The 17,109-nt window shown below is 61.6% G+C and carries 14 protein-coding genes; 7 read left to right on the forward strand and 7 right to left on the reverse strand.

Features of this window, described 5'->3' with window-relative positions:
* Positions 1 to 51: 51 nt before the first annotated feature.
* The 3 genes from alc to puuE are packed head-to-tail and all read right to left on the reverse strand — an operon-like array spanning position 52 to position 2,527.
* On the reverse strand, positions 52 to 1,047 hold the full coding sequence (gene alc / locus ACW9IN_RS28650) for an allantoicase (protein ID WP_457369007.1): 996 nt from the start codon (positions 1,045 to 1,047) through the stop codon (positions 52 to 54).
* Positions 1,048 to 1,088: 41 nt separating this feature from the next.
* A complete protein-coding gene (gene uraD, locus ACW9IN_RS28655) occupies positions 1,089 to 1,604 on the reverse strand; it encodes a 2-oxo-4-hydroxy-4-carboxy-5-ureidoimidazoline decarboxylase (protein WP_457369008.1) in 516 nt (171 codons plus the stop codon).
* Entirely contained in the window at positions 1,601 to 2,527 is a 927-nt protein-coding gene (puuE, locus tag ACW9IN_RS28660; protein WP_457369009.1) for an allantoinase PuuE, read from the reverse strand. The genes uraD and puuE overlap by 4 nt, the downstream gene beginning before the upstream one ends.
* Before the next feature lie 345 nt (positions 2,528 to 2,872).
* Between puuE and uraH the strand changes: the two genes are divergently transcribed.
* Entirely contained in the window at positions 2,873 to 3,226 is a 354-nt protein-coding gene (gene uraH / locus ACW9IN_RS28665; RefSeq protein ID WP_426215566.1) for a hydroxyisourate hydrolase, read from the forward strand.
* 148 nt (positions 3,227 to 3,374) lie between these two features.
* Positions 3,375 to 8,546, forward strand: coding sequence for a dermonecrotic toxin domain-containing protein (locus ACW9IN_RS28670; protein WP_457369010.1), 5,172 nt, complete (start codon positions 3,375 to 3,377; stop codon positions 8,544 to 8,546).
* On the opposite strand, the gene ACW9IN_RS28675 is transcribed toward ACW9IN_RS28670, so the two are convergent.
* The 3 genes from ACW9IN_RS28675 to ACW9IN_RS28685 all read right to left on the reverse strand — a co-directional run bounded on the left by ACW9IN_RS28675 (position 8,485) and on the right by ACW9IN_RS28685 (position 11,119).
* The gene (locus ACW9IN_RS28675) at positions 8,485 to 9,111 is read right to left on the reverse strand and encodes a LysE family translocator (RefSeq protein WP_457369011.1); all 627 of its coding nucleotides are present in this window, start codon (positions 9,109 to 9,111) and stop codon (positions 8,485 to 8,487) included. The genes ACW9IN_RS28670 and ACW9IN_RS28675 overlap by 62 nt on opposite strands.
* Before the next feature lie 11 nt (positions 9,112 to 9,122).
* Positions 9,123 to 10,469, reverse strand: a complete 1,347-nt coding sequence (locus ACW9IN_RS28680) for an NCS2 family permease (protein WP_457369012.1) — start codon at positions 10,467 to 10,469, stop codon at positions 9,123 to 9,125.
* A gap of 215 nt (positions 10,470 to 10,684) precedes the next feature.
* Positions 10,685 to 11,119 carry a MarR family winged helix-turn-helix transcriptional regulator gene (locus ACW9IN_RS28685; RefSeq protein WP_457369013.1) on the reverse strand — a complete coding sequence of 145 codons (435 nt, stop codon included), beginning with the start codon at positions 11,117 to 11,119 and terminating at the stop codon, positions 10,685 to 10,687.
* Positions 11,120 to 11,200: 81 nt separating this feature from the next.
* Here ACW9IN_RS28685 and ACW9IN_RS28690 point away from each other — a divergent pair, with 81 nt between their 5' ends.
* Together ACW9IN_RS28690 and ACW9IN_RS28695 are read left to right on the forward strand one after the other, a co-directional pair.
* Positions 11,201 to 12,367, forward strand: a complete 1,167-nt coding sequence (locus ACW9IN_RS28690) for an aminotransferase-like domain-containing protein (RefSeq protein WP_457369014.1) — start codon at positions 11,201 to 11,203, stop codon at positions 12,365 to 12,367.
* Positions 12,368 to 12,377: 10 nt separating this feature from the next.
* Complete coding sequence (locus ACW9IN_RS28695; protein WP_457369015.1) at positions 12,378 to 12,980, forward strand: glutathione S-transferase family protein; 603 nt, start codon at positions 12,378 to 12,380, stop codon at positions 12,978 to 12,980.
* Positions 12,981 to 13,098: 118 nt separating this feature from the next.
* Here the strand turns inward: ACW9IN_RS28695 and ACW9IN_RS28700 are convergent, their stop codons facing one another.
* Positions 13,099 to 13,995 carry a LysR family transcriptional regulator gene (locus tag ACW9IN_RS28700; RefSeq protein WP_457369016.1) on the reverse strand — a complete coding sequence of 299 codons (897 nt, stop codon included), beginning with the start codon at positions 13,993 to 13,995 and terminating at the stop codon, positions 13,099 to 13,101.
* Between the two features lie 111 nt (positions 13,996 to 14,106).
* Here ACW9IN_RS28700 and ACW9IN_RS28705 point away from each other — a divergent pair, with 111 nt between their 5' ends.
* Genes ACW9IN_RS28705 through ACW9IN_RS28715 form a run of 3 tightly spaced genes read left to right on the forward strand, consistent with a single transcriptional unit; the run spans position 14,107 to position 17,037 of the window.
* Positions 14,107 to 15,399 (forward strand): CitMHS family transporter, encoded by a 1,293-nt coding sequence (locus ACW9IN_RS28705; protein ID WP_457369017.1) that lies wholly within the window; start codon positions 14,107 to 14,109, stop codon positions 15,397 to 15,399.
* Position 15,400: 1 nt separating this feature from the next.
* Complete coding sequence (locus ACW9IN_RS28710; protein WP_457369018.1) at positions 15,401 to 16,726, forward strand: acyclic terpene utilization AtuA family protein; 1,326 nt, start codon at positions 15,401 to 15,403, stop codon at positions 16,724 to 16,726.
* Positions 16,723 to 17,037, forward strand: coding sequence for an AtuA-related protein (locus ACW9IN_RS28715; protein WP_457369019.1), 315 nt, complete (start codon positions 16,723 to 16,725; stop codon positions 17,035 to 17,037). Before ACW9IN_RS28710 ends, ACW9IN_RS28715 begins: the two co-directional genes overlap by 4 nt.
* Positions 17,038 to 17,109: the final 72 nt, after the last annotated feature.

Consider the following 17,109-nt stretch of genomic DNA (forward strand, 5'->3'; position numbering starts at 1 on the left):
TTGACCGCATACCCCTGTGGGAGCCGGGCTTGCCCGCGATTGGGTCCACCCTTATTTCGCTACTTTGCCGAGTACACGCAGGCGACTCACACCGCCATCCGGGAACACGTTCAGGCGGATGTGGGTGATCGGGCCCAGCGCCTTGATCTGTTCGACGAAAGTGTGTTCGGCGTGCATTTCCAGCTTCTGGCTCGGCAGCAGTTCGCGCCAGAACAGCGACTGGGTTTCGATCTGGCTGTCGGTGCCGCCCTTCACGAAGGCGCCCTGGATCGAGCAGGTGTCCGGGTAGTTGCCCTTGAAGTGCAGGGTGTCGACGATGATTTTCTCGATCTCGCCCGGGTGGCCCAGGGCGACGATCACCCAGTCATTGCCGGGTGTACGACGACGGGCGGTTTCCCAGCCGTCGCCCATGTTGATGCCACGGCCCGGGTTGAGGATGTTGCTCATGCGACCGAAGTGCTCGTCGGAGCAGGCCAGGGCGCGACCGCCATTCAGTGCGGCAGCCAGGTCGACCTGTTCGTTGTCACCTACCGCCGACCAGTCGCGGAACGGTACGCCGTATACACGCAGACGGGCCACGCCGCCATCCGGGTAGATGTTGAAGCGCAGGTGGCTGAACGCCTGCTCGTTGTTGATTTCATGGTAGTGGTGGCTGTTGCCTTGCAGCTCGACGGCGGACAGCACTTCCACCCATTGGGTGTTCTCGTCAGGCTCGCCCGAGGTCAGGAAGCAGGCTTCCAGGGACGCCGAGGGTGGGTAGTTGCCGGTGAAGAACGAGGTGTCGATGTCCACACCCTTGATGCTGCCGGGCACGCCGAGGCGGATCACCGCACTGTCGTAGCCTTCGAAACGCTTGCGGCGCGACTCCCAGCCGTCCATCCACTTGCCGTTGTCATCGAACACGCCTTCCTTCCACACGGCCGGGGTCGGCTGGAACAGGCGGTTGGCGTCGGCGAACCAGTCATCGGTGACGGAAATGATCTTGGTGCCCAGGCGGGCGTCGGCCAGGTTGACGAACTTTTCGAAAGGTACGGCGTAAGCTTTCATTCTTCTTGTCTGCCTTGAATAGAGTGGCTGGGGATGGTCGTTTAGAGGGTCAGTAATCGGAACAACGCGATCTTGTTGATCTCGGCCAGTGCGCATTTGAACTCGGCCTCGACCGAGTGATGAATGCGCGTTTCGAACGCGGCCAGGATCTGATGCCGGTTGCTGCCTTTTACCGCCATGATGAAGGGAAACTTGAACTTGGCCTTGTAGGCATCGTTCAGCTCGGTGAAGCGCGAGAACTCTTCGGCCGTGCATTGGTGAATACCGGCGCCAGCCTGTTCATTCGTGCTGGCTTCGGTGAGTTGCCCCTGGACGGCAGCCTTGCCGGCCAGGTCCGGGTGAGCGTTGATCAGCGCCAACTGGCGGGCATGATCAGCACTCAACAGGATGTCGCTCATGCGCTGGTGCAGGGTTTCGATCTGGTCGATCGACGCGTCCTGGCCCAGGTCGAAGGCCTTTTCGGCCACCCATGGCGAATGTTCGTAGATATCGGCGAAGGCCTGGACGAATGCGTCACGGCCCAGGGTCGAAGGTGTGAGGGTCTGGAACGCAGTCATTTCGCCGCTCCCTTGAAAGGATGAGTGTCGTGCCAGTGGCGGGCGATGTCGACGCGGCGGGTGAACCACACCTGTTCGTGACCTTTGACGTATTCGATAAAACGCTTCAACGACGCCAGGCGCCCCGGACGGCCGATCAAGCGGCAATGCAGGCCGATGGAAAGCATTTTTGGCGCCTCGGCGCCTTCGGCATACAGCACGTCGAACGCATCCTTGAGGTATTCGAAGAAGTCATCGCCCTTGTTGAACCCCTGCACCTGGGTAAAGCGCATGTCGTTGGTGTCCAGGGTGTAGGGGATCACCAGATGCGGCTTGCCGGTGGGCGTATCGGGTTCCCAGTAGGGCAGGTCATCGTCGTAGGTATCGCAATCGTAGAGGAAGCCACCTTCCTCCATTACCAGCCGCCGGGTATTGGGGCCGGTGCGCCCGGTGTACCAGCCCAGTGGGCGTTCGCCGGTCAGTTCGGTGAGGATGCGGATGGCTTCGAGCATGTGCTCGCGCTCCTGGACCTCGTCCATGTACTGGTAGTCGATCCAACGGTAACCGTGGCTGCAGATCTCGTGGCCAGCCTCGACCATCGCGCGGATCACATCCGGGTGGCGCTGGGCGGCCATGGCCACGGCAAAGATGGTCAGCGGGATATCGAATTGCTTGAACAACTTGAGGATGCGCCACACGCCGGCACGGCTGCCGTATTCGTACAGCGACTCCATGCTCATGTTGCGTGCGCCTTGCAGTGGCTGTGCAGCGACCATTTCCGACAGGAACGCTTCGGATTCCTTGTCACCGTGCAGAATATTGCGCTCGCCACCTTCTTCGTAATTAAGTACGAAAGACAGCGCGATGCGTGCCTTGCCCGGCCAGTGGGGGTGAGGAGGGTTACTGCCGTAACCGATCAGGTCGCGTGGGTAGTCAGCGCTCACTGCAGTCTTCCTTCTTGTTCGTCGTGTTGGCGATGAGTGATTGTATACAACTTATCGCGCACTTTGTAAGCCCGCATTTCTGCATTTTTTCTGCAAGGCTTCAGGTGAATGGTGTAGCAAGAAACTTGCCTGATTGGTCAGCTAATGGACAAAAGGTCGTTTAAAAGCAAGGATTACTCGACGATTACCTCGAGCGTCGATGCAGGTGCACGGATCCAAAGGTTTGTGATTTTTATTGTGTACAATTTTTTTAAAAAGTGTCTTAATCAGCCATCGCCGGCTTTTTCGCTGCCCTGAAAAAGCGCGGACCTTTCTTTTACTGACTTCAGGAGGCGCGCCGACGCCATGGGACGTTTGACCACACACGTTTTGGACGCCGCACACGGCTGCCCCGGCAGCGCGATCAAGGTCGAGTTGTACCGCGTCGAGGGCGCGCAGCTTGAGCTGGTCGCGACCACGCTGACCAACAGCGATGGCCGTTGCGATGCGCCGCTGTTGCAAGGTGACGACTACCGCAGCGGTGTCTACCAACTGCAGTTCAGCGCCGGTGACTATTACCGCACCCGTGGCGTGCAACTGCCTGAACCAGCCTTCCTTGATGTGGTGGTACTGCGTTTCGGCATCAGTGCCGAACAGGATCACTACCATGTCCCGCTACTGATTTCGCCCTACAGCTACTCCACTTATCGCGGTAGCTGAGCGTCACCTCGCTTCACACCCCCAAAGCTCTTCGTTGGTTTTTCGCCCGCCCACACTGCGGGCTTTTTTTTGTCTGGCAACTATGTAGTGCAGGATGAACGCGACGGGTCTCTAGGCTCAGCTTTTTTCAAGCCACCCGGAGGCCGGTATGGACACCGACAGCGCGTCACCCCTGAATTTCGATGACCCCGCCGCGACGCCCGAACAGCGCCTGACCACGCTGCGTGCGTTGTTGACTCAGCGTATCAACGGCGCCGCCCAGCCCAGCCGCCTGATCAATCAATTGCACGACACCCATGAACGTTGCCTGCAACGCACCCGGCAATTGCGCCAACTGAGCGGTCGGGCGCCGCGTATCCTTGCGGTGATCCACCAGGCCTTGCGTGAAGCGTTTGCTCTGGATCCTCACACCTTGCTGTTCAGCGAACCACCGCCGCCTCGCCCGGCCAGCCAGGTCAACAGCCTGATCGACCGCGCTTTGGACCTGTTTGCCCGGCCCGGTGTGCCCATCAACCTCCATCACTTCACGGCCTTGAGTGTCCAGGGCGAGGCGCTTCATCGCCTGCCGTTCAACGCTTGGGAAGTCATGGACCGAGTGCGCAAGTTAAGGCTCTCCGAGCGCGTCGACAGTGCCGTTACGGGGTACTGGCAGCAACTGGCCGAGGGTTCATGGCTGTCCCGTGCAAAGCGCTGGGCCGAGTTGCACTCCTTGGCATTTGCCGACCAGGCTTACCTGGCGCACCAGGTGTTTGAGCTGTCGGCAGCGGCCTACTCCATGGTCAAACAGCTGGTGGATGCACCGACCGCCGAAGCCCGCCAACGCGCGGGTGGTGCTTGGGCCGCGTTGTGTGTGGAGACGCTGACTTGGCCCCGCACCGACTCGGGAGTGCTGGCGATTCCAGGCGCCTTGTACCTGCGTCGGGCTGGCGAGCCGGACGCGCCTGTGGTGGTTTATCTGCCGGGTTTGCAGCAGGCGTTTCGCGAATTCAGCTCCTGGCATCAGTTGCAGAACGATTTGCCGGTACTGATCCAGCAGTCGTTGCTGAACACCACATGGCTTTATTTGCCGTTCAAGCGTCACTCGGTCGCGGCAATCCCTCCTGGCGTGAGCCTTAACGAGGACGCCCTGGCCCACAGTGCGCAAGCCTTGCTGGATGGGCAGTTGAATGACGAATGGGGCAGCCTGCTGTCGCTCGATTACACCGCCCCTGCCGTGGGCGAACCCCTGCCGAGTCGTCGTGCGGCGCGTTTGCTGCGGTTTATCGAAAAGCACCGTGCGCGCCTCAACCGTGGGCCGATATTCGCCTCCATTCTGGACGAACTGCTCGAATGGGACCGCCAGCGACGACACTCCGAAATCCTGCTGGCCAGCCTGTCTGCCGACCTGCCGCGCATGGCCTGCGAGGGGAAATTGCAACGCTATGAAAGCCGCTTGAGTGCGTTGCACGAGACTGACGCGGCGGCCTATCAGGCGCTGTTGCAACTTGAAGGCCAGCGTCAGGAACTGTTGCAGAAGGTCAGCGGCTGGACGCTCGGCGAGGCGCCCCGGTTGTTCCAGCCGGCATTCTGGCTGGAGCGCCTGGAAGGTTCGCGCCAGCGTGCCGCGTGGGTGGTGCAGACCCAACGCCGTGCATTGCGCCAGGAGGCACAGCTTGAGTTGGCCTTGCAGATGCTCCAGCAGCCCCACCTCGACGGGTTGCTGGAGGTACTCGATACGCCGTTGGCAGCGGCGCGGGGTAACAGTGACACGCGCGTGTTGCGCATCACCCTGGGGGCGGGCGGCCTAGGCGAGTTGATGGGCGTGTTTGTGGTGACCACCGCACGTGCACTGAGCGAGCCGATGGAGCCCCAGCCGGTGTTGCTGGTGGTCAGTGGCGGGTTCGGTGGGCTGGCGGTATTCGACACATTGCACAGTCTGACCTACGCGCTACGGGCCAGCCTGACCAGCCGTGATGGTTCTGTGTTATGGCGCTGCATCGGGCGGGACGTGCGCAAGGCTCTGCAATCGGAGCTGTCGGCGGCAACGCCGATTGACTATCGCGTGGAGGAGGGCGATGCACTGCATGGTAGCGTCAAGGCGTTGATCGAATACCACGCGCGCCTGCACAAGCGCCTGAATGGCCCAGCGCGCTTGTTCAGCGAGGTAGCGGATGTGAATCTGGCCCGGCAACTGTTGGCCGATGAGCTGCGCGATCACCTGCAAGTACCCGCCCATGATGCGCGTGCGGTTGCCCTGGCGAATGTGGAGTACGTGCGCTTCGGTGCCGTGCACTCTCACGCCCGGCCACCCTGGCTGACGCGGGCTCCAGCAGCTCACCGCCAGCGCTACAGGCGCCTGCAACGGAGTTACCTGGCCAACGCCCTGGCCCTGGAGAGCCGGCTGTGGCAGGTGTTGCCGTCGCTGGAAACGTTTGCGCGCGGCCTGTTGGCGGCGCGGCTCAAGGCGGATGGTTTTTCCTCGACGCTGGATATGGACCAGCCCTTGCTGGACATGCCGGACGATGTCAGCCGCCAGTTTTGTGGCTGGTCGAGTCAATGTGTGGTGGGTGACCGTCATGCCAAAACCGTGGTCAGTCGCGAACGAACGACCTTCAGCCTGCTGGATCTGGCCTTGCATAACCTCGACCCCCAGGCGCCATGGACCGAGTGGCGATTGAACCGGGCGCGCTGGCATCAGCCTGAGTGGAAGGCCCGATTGAGCCCGCGTTATTTGATCGACACCTTGTCTGAACTGGACATCGGCGGACAGTACACCGCCTGGGTCCAGCGTGTGTTTCACCCGACCTCACAGACATTGCCCCGGCCATTGATCGACCGCAGCACGTTGCAACTGGCGCGCTTGCAAGCTTTTTCCGCTGTCAGGCAAGGTCTCTCGATTCAGGGGCAAAGCCTGTTCAGCACGGCCATGGCGGCGCGTGGCCCGGCCGATCTGTGTAAGAACGGTCATGAGTTGCGCTTGGGTTTCGTGCGGTTGTGTGGCCTGACCTTGGCTCAACACCGCCATATCGCGGGCATTCTGATCATCATCGACCAGTCCTCGCAGCGTTGCGTGGTGTATTGGCCGGGTGCCCAGGGTTCGCCGACGATCAGCGAGCACGATGGCGTCGAACAGGCAAGGATCGCGATAAACGCCTCTTGGGCGACCCCTGACAACAGCAAGGCGCTGGCGCGACAGGTGGCCCCCGGCTGGGAAACCGAGGCGCTGGCCGGCTATCCCGGGCAACCGGCCGTCGTGCCAACGCCGGTGGCGTTATTGAACAGGGTCCGTGTGGCGCCGATTCTGGGGTTCGCCGTTCTCAGGGCGTATGAAGCCATTCGGCGGTTCGTCGCCAGTTTCAAGATCAAACACACGCAGCCCTCTGCGGTGTTGCCTGTGATCGAAGCACAGATCAAGGAACAGATCCTCGCCGACCCCAAGGCCTGGCTGGACATTGTCCTTACCGCCCAATGCGATGCCCAGGCGCTGTTCGCCCATGCCCGCATGCTCGAGATCCAGCAGCGTGCCCAGGCCAGTGCCAACTCCATCGCGACACTTGATCAATACCGAGAACAACGCTTGGCCGAGCAGAACGATGCCAGGGTGCGTGGTCTTCTATCTTTCATTCCGGTGATTGGTGTGGGAATCAGCGTGTATGAGTTGTTGCTGGCGGCTCGGCGTTACCACCTCAGTCAACGCGCCGAAGATGCGGTGGACGTGGTGTTTTTGACGCTGATGGCATTTGTCGATGTGGTCACCTCTTTCATTCCCGGGGGCAAGACGGTACGCCCCGTTGCGCTGCACCGGAGCCTGATTCAGTTGCATCAGCGCGGTGCTCGCCTGGCACGTTTGCCGTCTGCGCCCCAAGCGGCCAGCGTGTTGGAGCGTTTCCGCAAGTCTTTTTCCATCGACACCGCCGTGCCGCTGCAGGGACCGGGCGAGAGGGGGGTCTACGTGAAAAACGGCGAGCAGTTCTGGCGCGATGGCGAGCATTTTTACCCGGTGTACCGGCGCACGGATGAACACGCGCTGCGGATAAAGAACCCGGGCGGTGAAGCCGAGGGCGAATTACTGCTGTTTATCCGGGAAGACCGTGAGTGGTCACTGGGGGCGGATGCGCCGCCAGTGTCACCACAACCGGGTCCGAGTTCAGCCATATGGCGCCCCTTCAACGCTCCGGCCGAAACCAGCTGGCGTCCCCCTTCGCACACGGCGGTCGAACTGCGCCTGCGCCAGACCCAGGTACCGCCGCAGCACTTTCAGGCCTGGGCCTCCACGGCGTCGCTGACACTGACGGCGCTGTTGCCGGAGCGGAGTCTGTTCGAGGTCACCGTACGTCCGCCCGCGCGACCCTATCGGGTAGTGCAGTTCAATGGCCGTCATTATCGGGTGCTGCCGGACGGTGCGCAGGTGTCCTCGCGCACGTTGATCTTCATCACCCGCGACCAGCCGCTGGAGCATGCGGCGTCCCTGGATATCGCCTATTGGCTCGAAGTGGGCGCGTTCGACCAGCCGATACCGGCGACGCTTGGCAGTGAGGGCGCGTGGGTATTTCACCGACCGTTGTTCAGTGAGTCGCTGCGGGTATCCCTGGCCCGGGCGTTTCCGTTCATGACGACCAACAGCCGCACGTTTCTGATCGAGCGCCTGTTGGCTCTATCCGATCGCAGCCCGTCACTGACTGCCAGCCATCTGCTCAGTTTGCGTGCAACCCTTGACCGTTGGCTGGCGCCAGGCGCCCTTGGGCAAACCGACGATCTGCTAAAGCTGTTAAGGCCCCTGGAAAGTGCCGGCAGTACCCGTATTTACATCGGCAGTGAGCCGATCACGCCGGGCTTTCAGCGTATGGATTTCACCGTGGTCCCGCGGCCGGGCAATGCTTTGTTCGAGCCCACCCAACACAATCAGCTTGAAAGGGCGCGGGTGATGCAAAACGCGGTACGAGCCGTGCTGGAGGCCCAGGGGTTTGTCGTGCGCAGTGTGGAAAAGAAGGCGGGCGCCGGCGCTGTGGTGGATTTCTGTTGCACTCATCCGCAGACCGACAATCTGTACTACGTGTTGACGCGCTGGTCCCATACCCCCTCGATCAAACTGAACGCGGCGCACGCGATGCAAATGACCGACGCGTGGTTCATCGAGAAAAGCACGTCCTTCAAACTCAGCGCCGTCTACGCGCCGATCAAGCAGGCGCTCGATGAGCACCGCCTGGTGAAGATCATTGCGGGCATTCAGTGGACGGCACAGGCACCGCCCACGGTGTACTTTGTCCGGTTTGGCAGCCTCAGGCCCGGAGCAGCGCAGCCGCGCCGGCCGCGCCGAAAAAGGCCGCGCTTACCCGGTTGAACCAACCCTGGCCGCTGCCGCTGCGCAGGTAGCGCGCGGCGCCGTGGGCACCGAGCCCGTAGGCCAGCTTGCAGAGCAGGTCGAGCAGGGTCCAGGTGACGATCATGATCAATAGTTGCGCCAGGAACGCGTGTTGGCTGTTGAGGAACTGCGGCAGGAATGCCGCGAAGAACAGAATGTCCTTGGGGTTGCTGGCGCCCAGTACGAATGCGCGACCAAACAGGCTGCGAAAGCGCGGCAGCGGCGCGCTGTAGGGCACTTCTGCCTGTCTGGCCGGTTGCCGCGACTGTTGCCAGCTCTGCCAGGCGAGGTAAAACAGGTACGCCGCGCCGACGATCTTCAAGGCGCTGAACAGTTGCTCGGAGGCCAGCAACAGCGCGCCCAGGCCGAGGGCCGAGGCGCTGAGCAGGCAGATAGAGGCAGATACCCCACCCAGAAACGCCGGATACGAGCGGCGCAGCCCGTAATTCAAGCTGTTGCTGATCATCAGCAATGACAGCGGCCCCGGGATCAGGATCACCACCAATGCCGCGCCGCTGAACAGTAGCCAGGTTTCCAGGTTCATCCGTTGCTCCTTTATAGAAATATGAATTTGGCGATAAAGATCGCGCACAACACCCACAGGCTGATGGAGATCTCACGGTACTTGCCGGTACCGGCCTTGAGCGCCACGTAGGTGATGAAGCCCAGGGCGATCCCGTCGGCCACCGAGAAGGTCAGGGGCATCATGATCGCCGTGACGATCGCCGGAATGCTGTCGGTGGCTTCATCCCAATTAATATGGGCCATGCTCGCCATCATCAGCATCGCCACGTAAATCAAGGCTCCGGCGGTGGCATACGCCGGGATCATGCCGGCCAGCGGTGCGAAAAACATCGCTGCCACGAACAGAATGCCCACGGTCACCGCCGTCAGCCCGGTACGCCCGCCAGCGGCCACGCCGGCGGCACTTTCCACGTAGCTGGTCACGGGCGGCACACCGACCATGGCGCCGAATACGCTGGACGCACTGTCGGCCTTCAGGGCACGGGACAGGTTATCGATCTTGCCATCGGCATTGACCAGTCCGGCCCGTTGCGCGACGCCCATCAGTGTACCTGCGGTGTCGAACATGTGTACAAAAAGAAACGCAAAAACAACGCTGATCATGCTGACATTGAATACACCGGCCACATCCATGGCCATCCAGGTCGGGGCCAGGCTCGGCGGGGTGGAGAGGATACCGTTGTAGTGCACCATGCCCAGGCCCCAGCCGGCGAGCGTGACGGCGATGATGCTGATCAGGATCGCGCCGAATACGCGGTGGTAGCTGAGGATGGCGATCAGCAGGAAGCACACGGCGGCCAGCAGCGGCGCGGGTTCGTGCAGCGAGCCGAGCTTGATCAGGGTGGCTGGGCTGTCGACGATGATGCCGGCGGTCTTCAGACCGATCACCCCGAGGAACAAGCCGACGCCGGCGCCCATGGCATGGCGCAGGCTCACCGGAATGCTGTTGAGCAACCATTCCCGCACCCGGGAGAGGGTCAGGCCCATGAACAGCACGCCCGAGATGAACACCGCGCCCAGCGCGGTTTCCCAGGTGTAGCCCATGGTGCCGACCACGGTGTAGGTGAAGAACGCATTCAGGCCCATACCTGGCGCCAAGCCGACCGGCCAGTTGGCGTACAGGCCCATCAACAGGCAGCCGAGGGCGGCAGCGATGCAGGTGGCGACGAACGCCGCACCGTGATCGATGCCGGCATCGGCCATGATGTTCGGGTTGACGAAGATGATGTAGGCCATGGTGATAAAGGTGGTGAGGCCGGCGATCAGCTCGGTCTTCACTGTGGTGCCATGCAAGCGCAGTTTGAACAGGCGTTCCAGCCAACCGTGGTTGGGCGGGGAGAGGTCCAGCGTCGGGGCTTCGGTTTTGCGGCTATCCACAGCGAGTACTCCTCAAGAGTTTTATTGTTATTTCCAGCGCCGGTCACAGGTGTGGGCAACAGCGCTTTGAGGTGTTGGCAAGTTTTGTTGACCAATAGGTCAGGAACTCGCTCGCTGTGGATTATGCTTTTGTATACAAATAAAGCAAATAATGTTTTCGATTGGCCGCTCGGAAGCAGATGAAAGGCATGCCCTCTACCCGCTCGCCACAGGGTTCAAGGCTGGTGGGCGAGTGCCTGATTGACGGCCAGCCAGCCGCTGACGGCGGCTTCCCCGGCGTCGCTGAATGCGCGTTGCAGCAACTTCACCTGCTCGCGCCGCAGCGACTGCTCGAAACGCTGGCCTTCCTCAGTCAATTCCAGCAGGCGTTTGCGCTTGTCGGTCTCGGACGCAACGCTGTTCACCAGGTGCATTTCCTGCAATTGGCGCAGCGGCATATTCAGTGCCTGCTTGCTTACCCCGAGCACTTCCAGCAGTTCCTTCACGCTCAATGCGGGGTAGCGCGCGATAAAAAACACGATGCGCTGGTGCACCCGGCTCAGGCCTCGGCGCTCGAGCATTTCGTCGGCCTTGGCGGTGAACGCCTGGTAGCCGAAGAAGAACGCTTCCATGGCTGCTTGCTGGGCGGTTGGATTTTTAAGGTCAAGCATATTGACGTATCCGTTCGAGTCGTCGTAATTTCGGTCAAGCAGTTTGACGTATTTCCCACAAGCTTAGCCAGCGGTGACCCCATGGCCTTCTCTGAACGTGTTACGCGCCTCAAAAGCTCCTTGATCCGTGAAATACTCGCGGCTGGCCAGCGTCCGCAAGTGATGTCCTTCGCCGGAGGCCTGCCGGCCGAAACCATGTTGCCCCGGTTGAACTGGGATGACCTGCCGCTGAATATCGGCCAATACGGCATGAGCGAAGGCGAGCCGCAACTGCGCGAACTGATCGCCGCGCAGGCCCGTGCCCTTGGCGTGCCGTGTCAGGCCAGCCAGGTATTGGTGGTCAGCGGTTCTCAGCAAACCCTGGACCTGGCGGCCAAGCTGTATATCGACAAAGGCACGCAGATCCTGCTCGAAGGCCCAACCTACCTGGCCGCGTTGCAGATCTTCCAGTTGTTCGGCGCCGATTGCCTCACCGTGCAACTGGAGGCCGACGGGCCGAACCTGGCCGCGTTGCGTGCCAACCTTGAACGCCATCACCCGGCGTTCATCTACCTGATCCCGACGTTCCAGAACCCTTCGGCGGTGCGCTACAGCGAAGCCAAGCGCGAAGCCGTCGCGGCATTGCTCGATGAGTTCGGCGTGACCCTGATCGAAGACGAACCCTACCGCGAACTGACCTTCGACGGCGCCAGTGCCAAACCGATTGCCGGGCGCCTGAAAAAGGCCAGCTGGATCTACACCGGCACAGTTTCCAAGACCCTGTTGCCGGGGCTGCGGGTGGGTTACCTGATCGCCAGCCCGGACTTGTTTGCGCACCTGCTCAAGCTCAAGCAGTCGGCGGACCTGCACACCAACCGCGTGGGCCAGTGGCAGGCGATGCAGTGGCTTGGCAGCGAACAATACGCGCAGCACCTGGTGGAACTGCGTAGTTTCTACCGTGAACGCCGCGACGCGTTTCAGGCCGCACTGGTGCGCCATTTCGGCGACCTGGCCGACTGGCAAGTGCCCCAGGGTGGATTATTCTTCTGGCTGACCTTGAAACAGCCGCTGGATACCCGCACTTTGTTGGCTCCATCGCTCGATCAGGACGTCGCGTTCATGCCCGGTGAACCGTTCTTTTCCGAGCCGGACCAGCACCTGGGTTCGTTGCGGCTCAATTTCAGCCATATCGACCCGGCGCGCCTGGACGAAGGTCTCAAGCGCCTGGCCGCGGTGGTCCGTCAAGCACAGCACGCGCAAGCGGCATAAGGGGAGCCCCATGTACAAGGTTTATGGCGATTACAAGTCGGGCAACTGCTACAAGGTCAAATTGATGCTCAGCCTGTTGGGCATCCCGTATCAATGGGTGGATGTGGACATCCTCAAGGGTGACACCCAGACCGCCGAGTTCCTGGCGAAGAACCCCAACGGCAAGATCCCGGTACTGGAGCTCGAAGACGGCACCTGCCTGTGGGAGTCGAACGCGATCCTCAACTTCCTCGCCGACGGCAGCGAGTTCCTGCCCGGCGAGCCACGCCTGCGTACGCAAGTGCTGCAATGGCAGTTCTTCGAGCAATACAGCCACGAGCCCTACATTGCGGTGGCGCGGTTTATCCAGTTCTACCTGGGGTTGCCGGAAGAACGCCAGGAGGAATACAAGAAACTGCACAAGGGTGGCTACAAGGCGCTCAAGGTCATGGAGCGTCAACTGCAATTGACGCCGTATCTGGTGGGTGATCAGTTTTCGATTGCCGACGTGGCGCTGTATGCCTACACCCATGTGGCCCACGAGGGTGGTTTCGACCTGGCGGCCTATCCGGGTGTGCAGGCGTGGTTGAAACGTGTTGCCAGCCATCCAAAACATGTGCCGATGCTGGACTGATCATACGGTTCAACATGTGGGAGCTGGCTTGCCTGCGATGGCATCACCTCGGTACAACTGACAGACCGAGTTGTCCGCATCGCAGGCAAGCCAGCTCCCACGCAAGCCTGCTGTAACGTTAGCTCTGCGGTGTGTCAGATAATTCGTCGTTCAGCAGGTCAAAGCAACGTTGCGCCGCCGGGCTCAAGCCCATCCCGCTGCGACTGATCAAACCGATCTCACGGTTCACGCCGGGATGATCGATGGGGATGCGTTGCAAACCCTTCAGGCTGTCCGCCGCCGATTCCGGCAACACACTGATCCCCAACCCCTGGCGTACCAATGCCAGCACCGTCGACATGTAGTTGGCTTCCATGCCGGCGTTCATTGTCAGCCGCGTCTCATCGAACAACGCATCCACTTGCTCGCGCACACTGCTGTCGCGCCCGGTGAGGATGATCGGCTGATCGGCCAACTGTGCGAGGGTCAGTTGGCGATGACGGGTCAGCGGGTGGTCCACCGGTACAAATGCACACAGACGGTCATTCAGTACCGGTATGAAATCCAGGCCGTGACTGAGTCGTGCCCGCACGCCGATGCCGAAATCCACCTCCCCGGAACGTACCTGGGCATGAATGCGATGGGCTACCAGGTCATGCAGGCGCACTTCGATTCCGGCAAACCGCTCACGAAACAAACGCAAGGCCGGTGGCAATGTCCCGGCGCACACCGAGGGCAGGGCGGCGATGGTAACCACGCCCCGGCGCAGTGCGGCGAGATCGCGGGAGCCGCTGACGATGTTGTCCAGGTCCAGCAGCAGCTTTTCCATCGGGCCACGGGCGTCCTGGCCGGCAGCCGTGATACTGACATGCCGTGGGCTGCGGTCCAGCAGGGCGACGCCGAGCCAGTCTTCCAGTTGTTGCACCTGCACCGTCAGCGCGGAAGGCGAGAGATGCAGCTCGTTGGCGGCCTTGGTGAAGCTGCCCGTACGGGCCACCGCCAGAAACGCCTGAATGTGTTGGATACTGTTCTTCATTTTGTTTTTCCGAACACTAGCTGGTGAATATTCTAATTTACAAAGACTAACCCGCTTCCAATACTCCCGGTAAAACAATAACCGGCCACCAAGGCCGCTCTGGAGTAACCCATGCTCGCAACCCTGGGTGTCATCACCATCCTGTGCCTGCTCGCTGCCGTCATGAGCAAGCGCCTCTCGCCGCTGGTGGCCCTGATCGCCTTGCCGATCATCGCCGCGCTGCTTGGCGGTTTCGGCCTGCAAACCAGCGCCTTCATCATCACCGGTATCAAGAACGTCGCCCCCGTCGTCGGCATGTTCGTGTTCGCGATTCTGTTTTTCGGGATCATGACCGATGCCGGTATGCTCGACCCCATCATTGATCGCATCCTGCGCACGGTAGGGACACGTCCTACGCGAATTGTCGTGGGCACGGCGACACTGGCGTTGTTGGTGCACCTGGACGGCTCGGGCGCGGTGACCTTTCTGGTGACGGTGCCGGCGATGCTGCCGTTGTACACGCGGTTGGGCATCGACAAACGCATCCTCGCCTGCGTGTGCGCGATGGCGGCCGGGGTCAATTTCCTGCCCTGGACCGGCCCGGTGCTGCGCTCGTCAGCCGCCTTGCACGTGCCGGTGGCGGACTTGTTCCAGCCGTTGATTCCGGTGCAGATCGTTGGTCTCGCCTTTGTATTCGCCTGCGCCTGGTGGCTGGGGCGCCGTGAAGAAAAACGCCTGGGCCTGGGGGCCGGGTCCACGGTGGATGCGGTGCCGCAGCGGGTACTCAGCGAAGACGACATCAAGCTGCGCCGCCCACGTCTGTTCTGGGTCAACCTGATCCTGACCGTGCTGGTGATGGTGGTGATGATTGCCGGCTGGGTCGATCCAGTGGTGATGTTCATGCTCGGCACCGTGGTGGCGCTGTGCATCAACTATCCGAACGTCGACGCTCAGCGTGCGCGCATCGACGCCCACGCCAAGACCGCGCTGACCATGGCCAGTATCCTGCTCGCTGCCGGGGTGTTCACCGGAATCATGCAGGGCACTGGCATGCTCAAGGCCATTGCCGAAGTGGCGGTAGCGCAGATTCCGGCCGGCCACGGGAAGTTGATCCCCGCCGTGGTGGGCTTTATTTCCATGCCGTTGAGCATGCTGTTCGACCCCGATTCCTACTATTTCGGTGTGATGCCGGTGATCGCCGAAGTTGGCAAGGCCCTGGGCGTCGACCCGCTGCAAGTGGCCCAGGCCTCGTTGCTGGGTGTGCACACCACCGGTTTCCCGGTCAGCCCGCTGACCCCTGCGACCTTCCTGTTGGTGGGCCTGTGCAAGATCGAATTGGCCGATCACCAGCGCTTCACCATTCCGTTTCTGTTTGCCGCGTCGGTGTTGATGACCCTGACCGCGCTGCTCTTGGGAGTGATTTGAGATGAAAACCTTGCGCATCGGTTCCGGTGCCGGCTATTCCGGCGACCGTATCGAGCCTGCCGTGGAACTGGCCGAGCAGGGCGACCTGGATTACCTGGTGTTCGAATGCCTGGCTGAACGCACGATTGCCCTGGCGCAACAGGCGCGAATCAACGACTCCCAGGGTGGCTACGACCCGCTGTTGAGTGAGCGGATGCGCCGGGTGTTGCCCTATGTCGGCGTCAAGACCGGGCGTCGGCGCTTGCGGGTTATCACCAATATGGGCGCGGCCAATCCGGTATCGGCGGCCCAGGAAGTGCGGCGGATTGCGCAAGAGCTGTGCCTGGACCTCAAGGTGGTTGCCGTGGTCGGCGATGACGTATTGACGGTCTTGCAACCCGAGTTTTTGCTGGATAACGGCCAGACCGTCGGCGCTTTGGGTGAGCGATTACTGTCGGCGAATGCCTACCTGGGTGTCGACGGCATTCTGCAGGCCTTGCACGCCGATGCCGACGTGGTGATCACCGGGCGCGTGGCCGATCCCTCGTTGTTCCTGGCGCCGCAGATGTTCGAGTTCGGCTGGGCCGCGGACGATTGGTCGCGCCTGGGGCGCGGCACGCTGGTGGGGCATTTATTGGAGTGCGCAGGGCAGGTGAGCGGTGGTTATTTTGCCGATCCGGGTTTCAAGGATGTGGAAGACCTGGCGCGGCTGGGCTTTCCCTTGGCTGAAATCAACGCAGACGGCGAGGCGCTGATTACCAAGGTTGCTGGCTCGGGTGGACGGGTCAGCCGCGCGACGTGCACCGAGCAATTGATTTATGAGGTGCATGACCCTGCTGCTTACCTTACGCCGGATGTGACCGCCGATTTTTCCCGGGTAGGGTTTGTGGAGGAGGGCCGTGATCGGGTACGTGCCCAGGGTGCCGAAGGGCGAGTACGGCCAGAGCAGTTGAAAGTCAGCGTCGGTTATCTGGACGGTTGGATCGGCGAAGGGCAGATGTCCTACGGTGGCCCGGGTGCTGTCGCTCGGGCGCAGTTGGCGCGGGATGTCGTCCTCAAACGCCTGGAGCTGATGGGCGTGAAGATGCAGGAGGTGCGCGCCGAACTGATCGGCATGGACGCCCTGCATGGCCCGCGCAGCCGCGTCGAACCCTGGGAAGTGCGCCTGCGTGTGGCGGCGCGCTGTGCAGACCGCAGCGAAGCGGTGCGGGTCGGCAATGAAGTGGAGACCCTCTACACCAACGGCCCGTCGGGCGGTGGCGGCGCCAGCAAAAGCGTGCGTCAGGTGGTGGCGGTGGCGTCGTTGCTGCTGCCGCGCAGTCAGGTCAACCCGAGGATCGAAGCATGAAACTGCACACGCTGGCCCATTCCAGGACCGGGGACAAGGGTGATACGTCGAACATTTCGATCATTGCCTACCGCGCCGAAGATTACCCGCTGCTGTGTGAGCAACTGACGGCTGAGCGCGTAGCCGAGTACTTTGCGGGCTTGCGCGACCCGCAGGCACCGCCGGTACGGCGGTATGAATTGCCCGACGTACAGGCGCTGAACTTCGTGCTGCCGGGGATCCTGCGTGGCGGCGTGACCCGCTCGCTGGCGCTGGACGCCCACGGCAAGTGCCTGGGTTCAGCGTTGCTGGATCTGGAAATGCAAAACTAAGGCTATCACCGGGCAAATGTGGGAGCTGGCTTGCCTGCGATAGCGGCGGGTCAGCTTGCATTGCTGCTACTG

Source organism: Pseudomonas sp. SDO5271_S396 (assembly GCF_054071795.1).

Bases quoted from the DNA above. Each gene is read 5' to 3' on its own strand.
- alc (WP_457369007.1), bottom strand. From the start codon at position 1,047: ATGAAAGCTTACGCCGTACCTTTCGAAAAGTTCGTCAACCTGGCCGAC.
- uraD (WP_457369008.1), bottom strand. From the start codon at position 1,604: ATGACTGCGTTCCAGACCCTCACACCTTCGACCCTGGGCCGTGACGCA.
- uraH (WP_426215566.1), top strand. From the start codon at position 2,873: ATGGGACGTTTGACCACACACGTTTTGGACGCCGCACACGGCTGCCCC.
- ACW9IN_RS28670 (WP_457369010.1), top strand. From the start codon at position 3,375: ATGGACACCGACAGCGCGTCACCCCTGAATTTCGATGACCCCGCCGCG.
- ACW9IN_RS28675 (WP_457369011.1), bottom strand. From the start codon at position 9,111: ATGAACCTGGAAACCTGGCTACTGTTCAGCGGCGCGGCATTGGTGGTG.
- ACW9IN_RS28685 (WP_457369013.1), bottom strand. From the start codon at position 11,119: ATGCTTGACCTTAAAAATCCAACCGCCCAGCAAGCAGCCATGGAAGCG.
- ACW9IN_RS28690 (WP_457369014.1), top strand. From the start codon at position 11,201: ATGGCCTTCTCTGAACGTGTTACGCGCCTCAAAAGCTCCTTGATCCGT.
- ACW9IN_RS28695 (WP_457369015.1), top strand. From the start codon at position 12,378: ATGTACAAGGTTTATGGCGATTACAAGTCGGGCAACTGCTACAAGGTC.
- ACW9IN_RS28700 (WP_457369016.1), bottom strand. From the start codon at position 13,995: ATGAAGAACAGTATCCAACACATTCAGGCGTTTCTGGCGGTGGCCCGT.
- ACW9IN_RS28705 (WP_457369017.1), top strand. From the start codon at position 14,107: ATGCTCGCAACCCTGGGTGTCATCACCATCCTGTGCCTGCTCGCTGCC.
- ACW9IN_RS28710 (WP_457369018.1), top strand. From the start codon at position 15,401: ATGAAAACCTTGCGCATCGGTTCCGGTGCCGGCTATTCCGGCGACCGT.
- ACW9IN_RS28715 (WP_457369019.1), top strand. From the start codon at position 16,723: ATGAAACTGCACACGCTGGCCCATTCCAGGACCGGGGACAAGGGTGAT.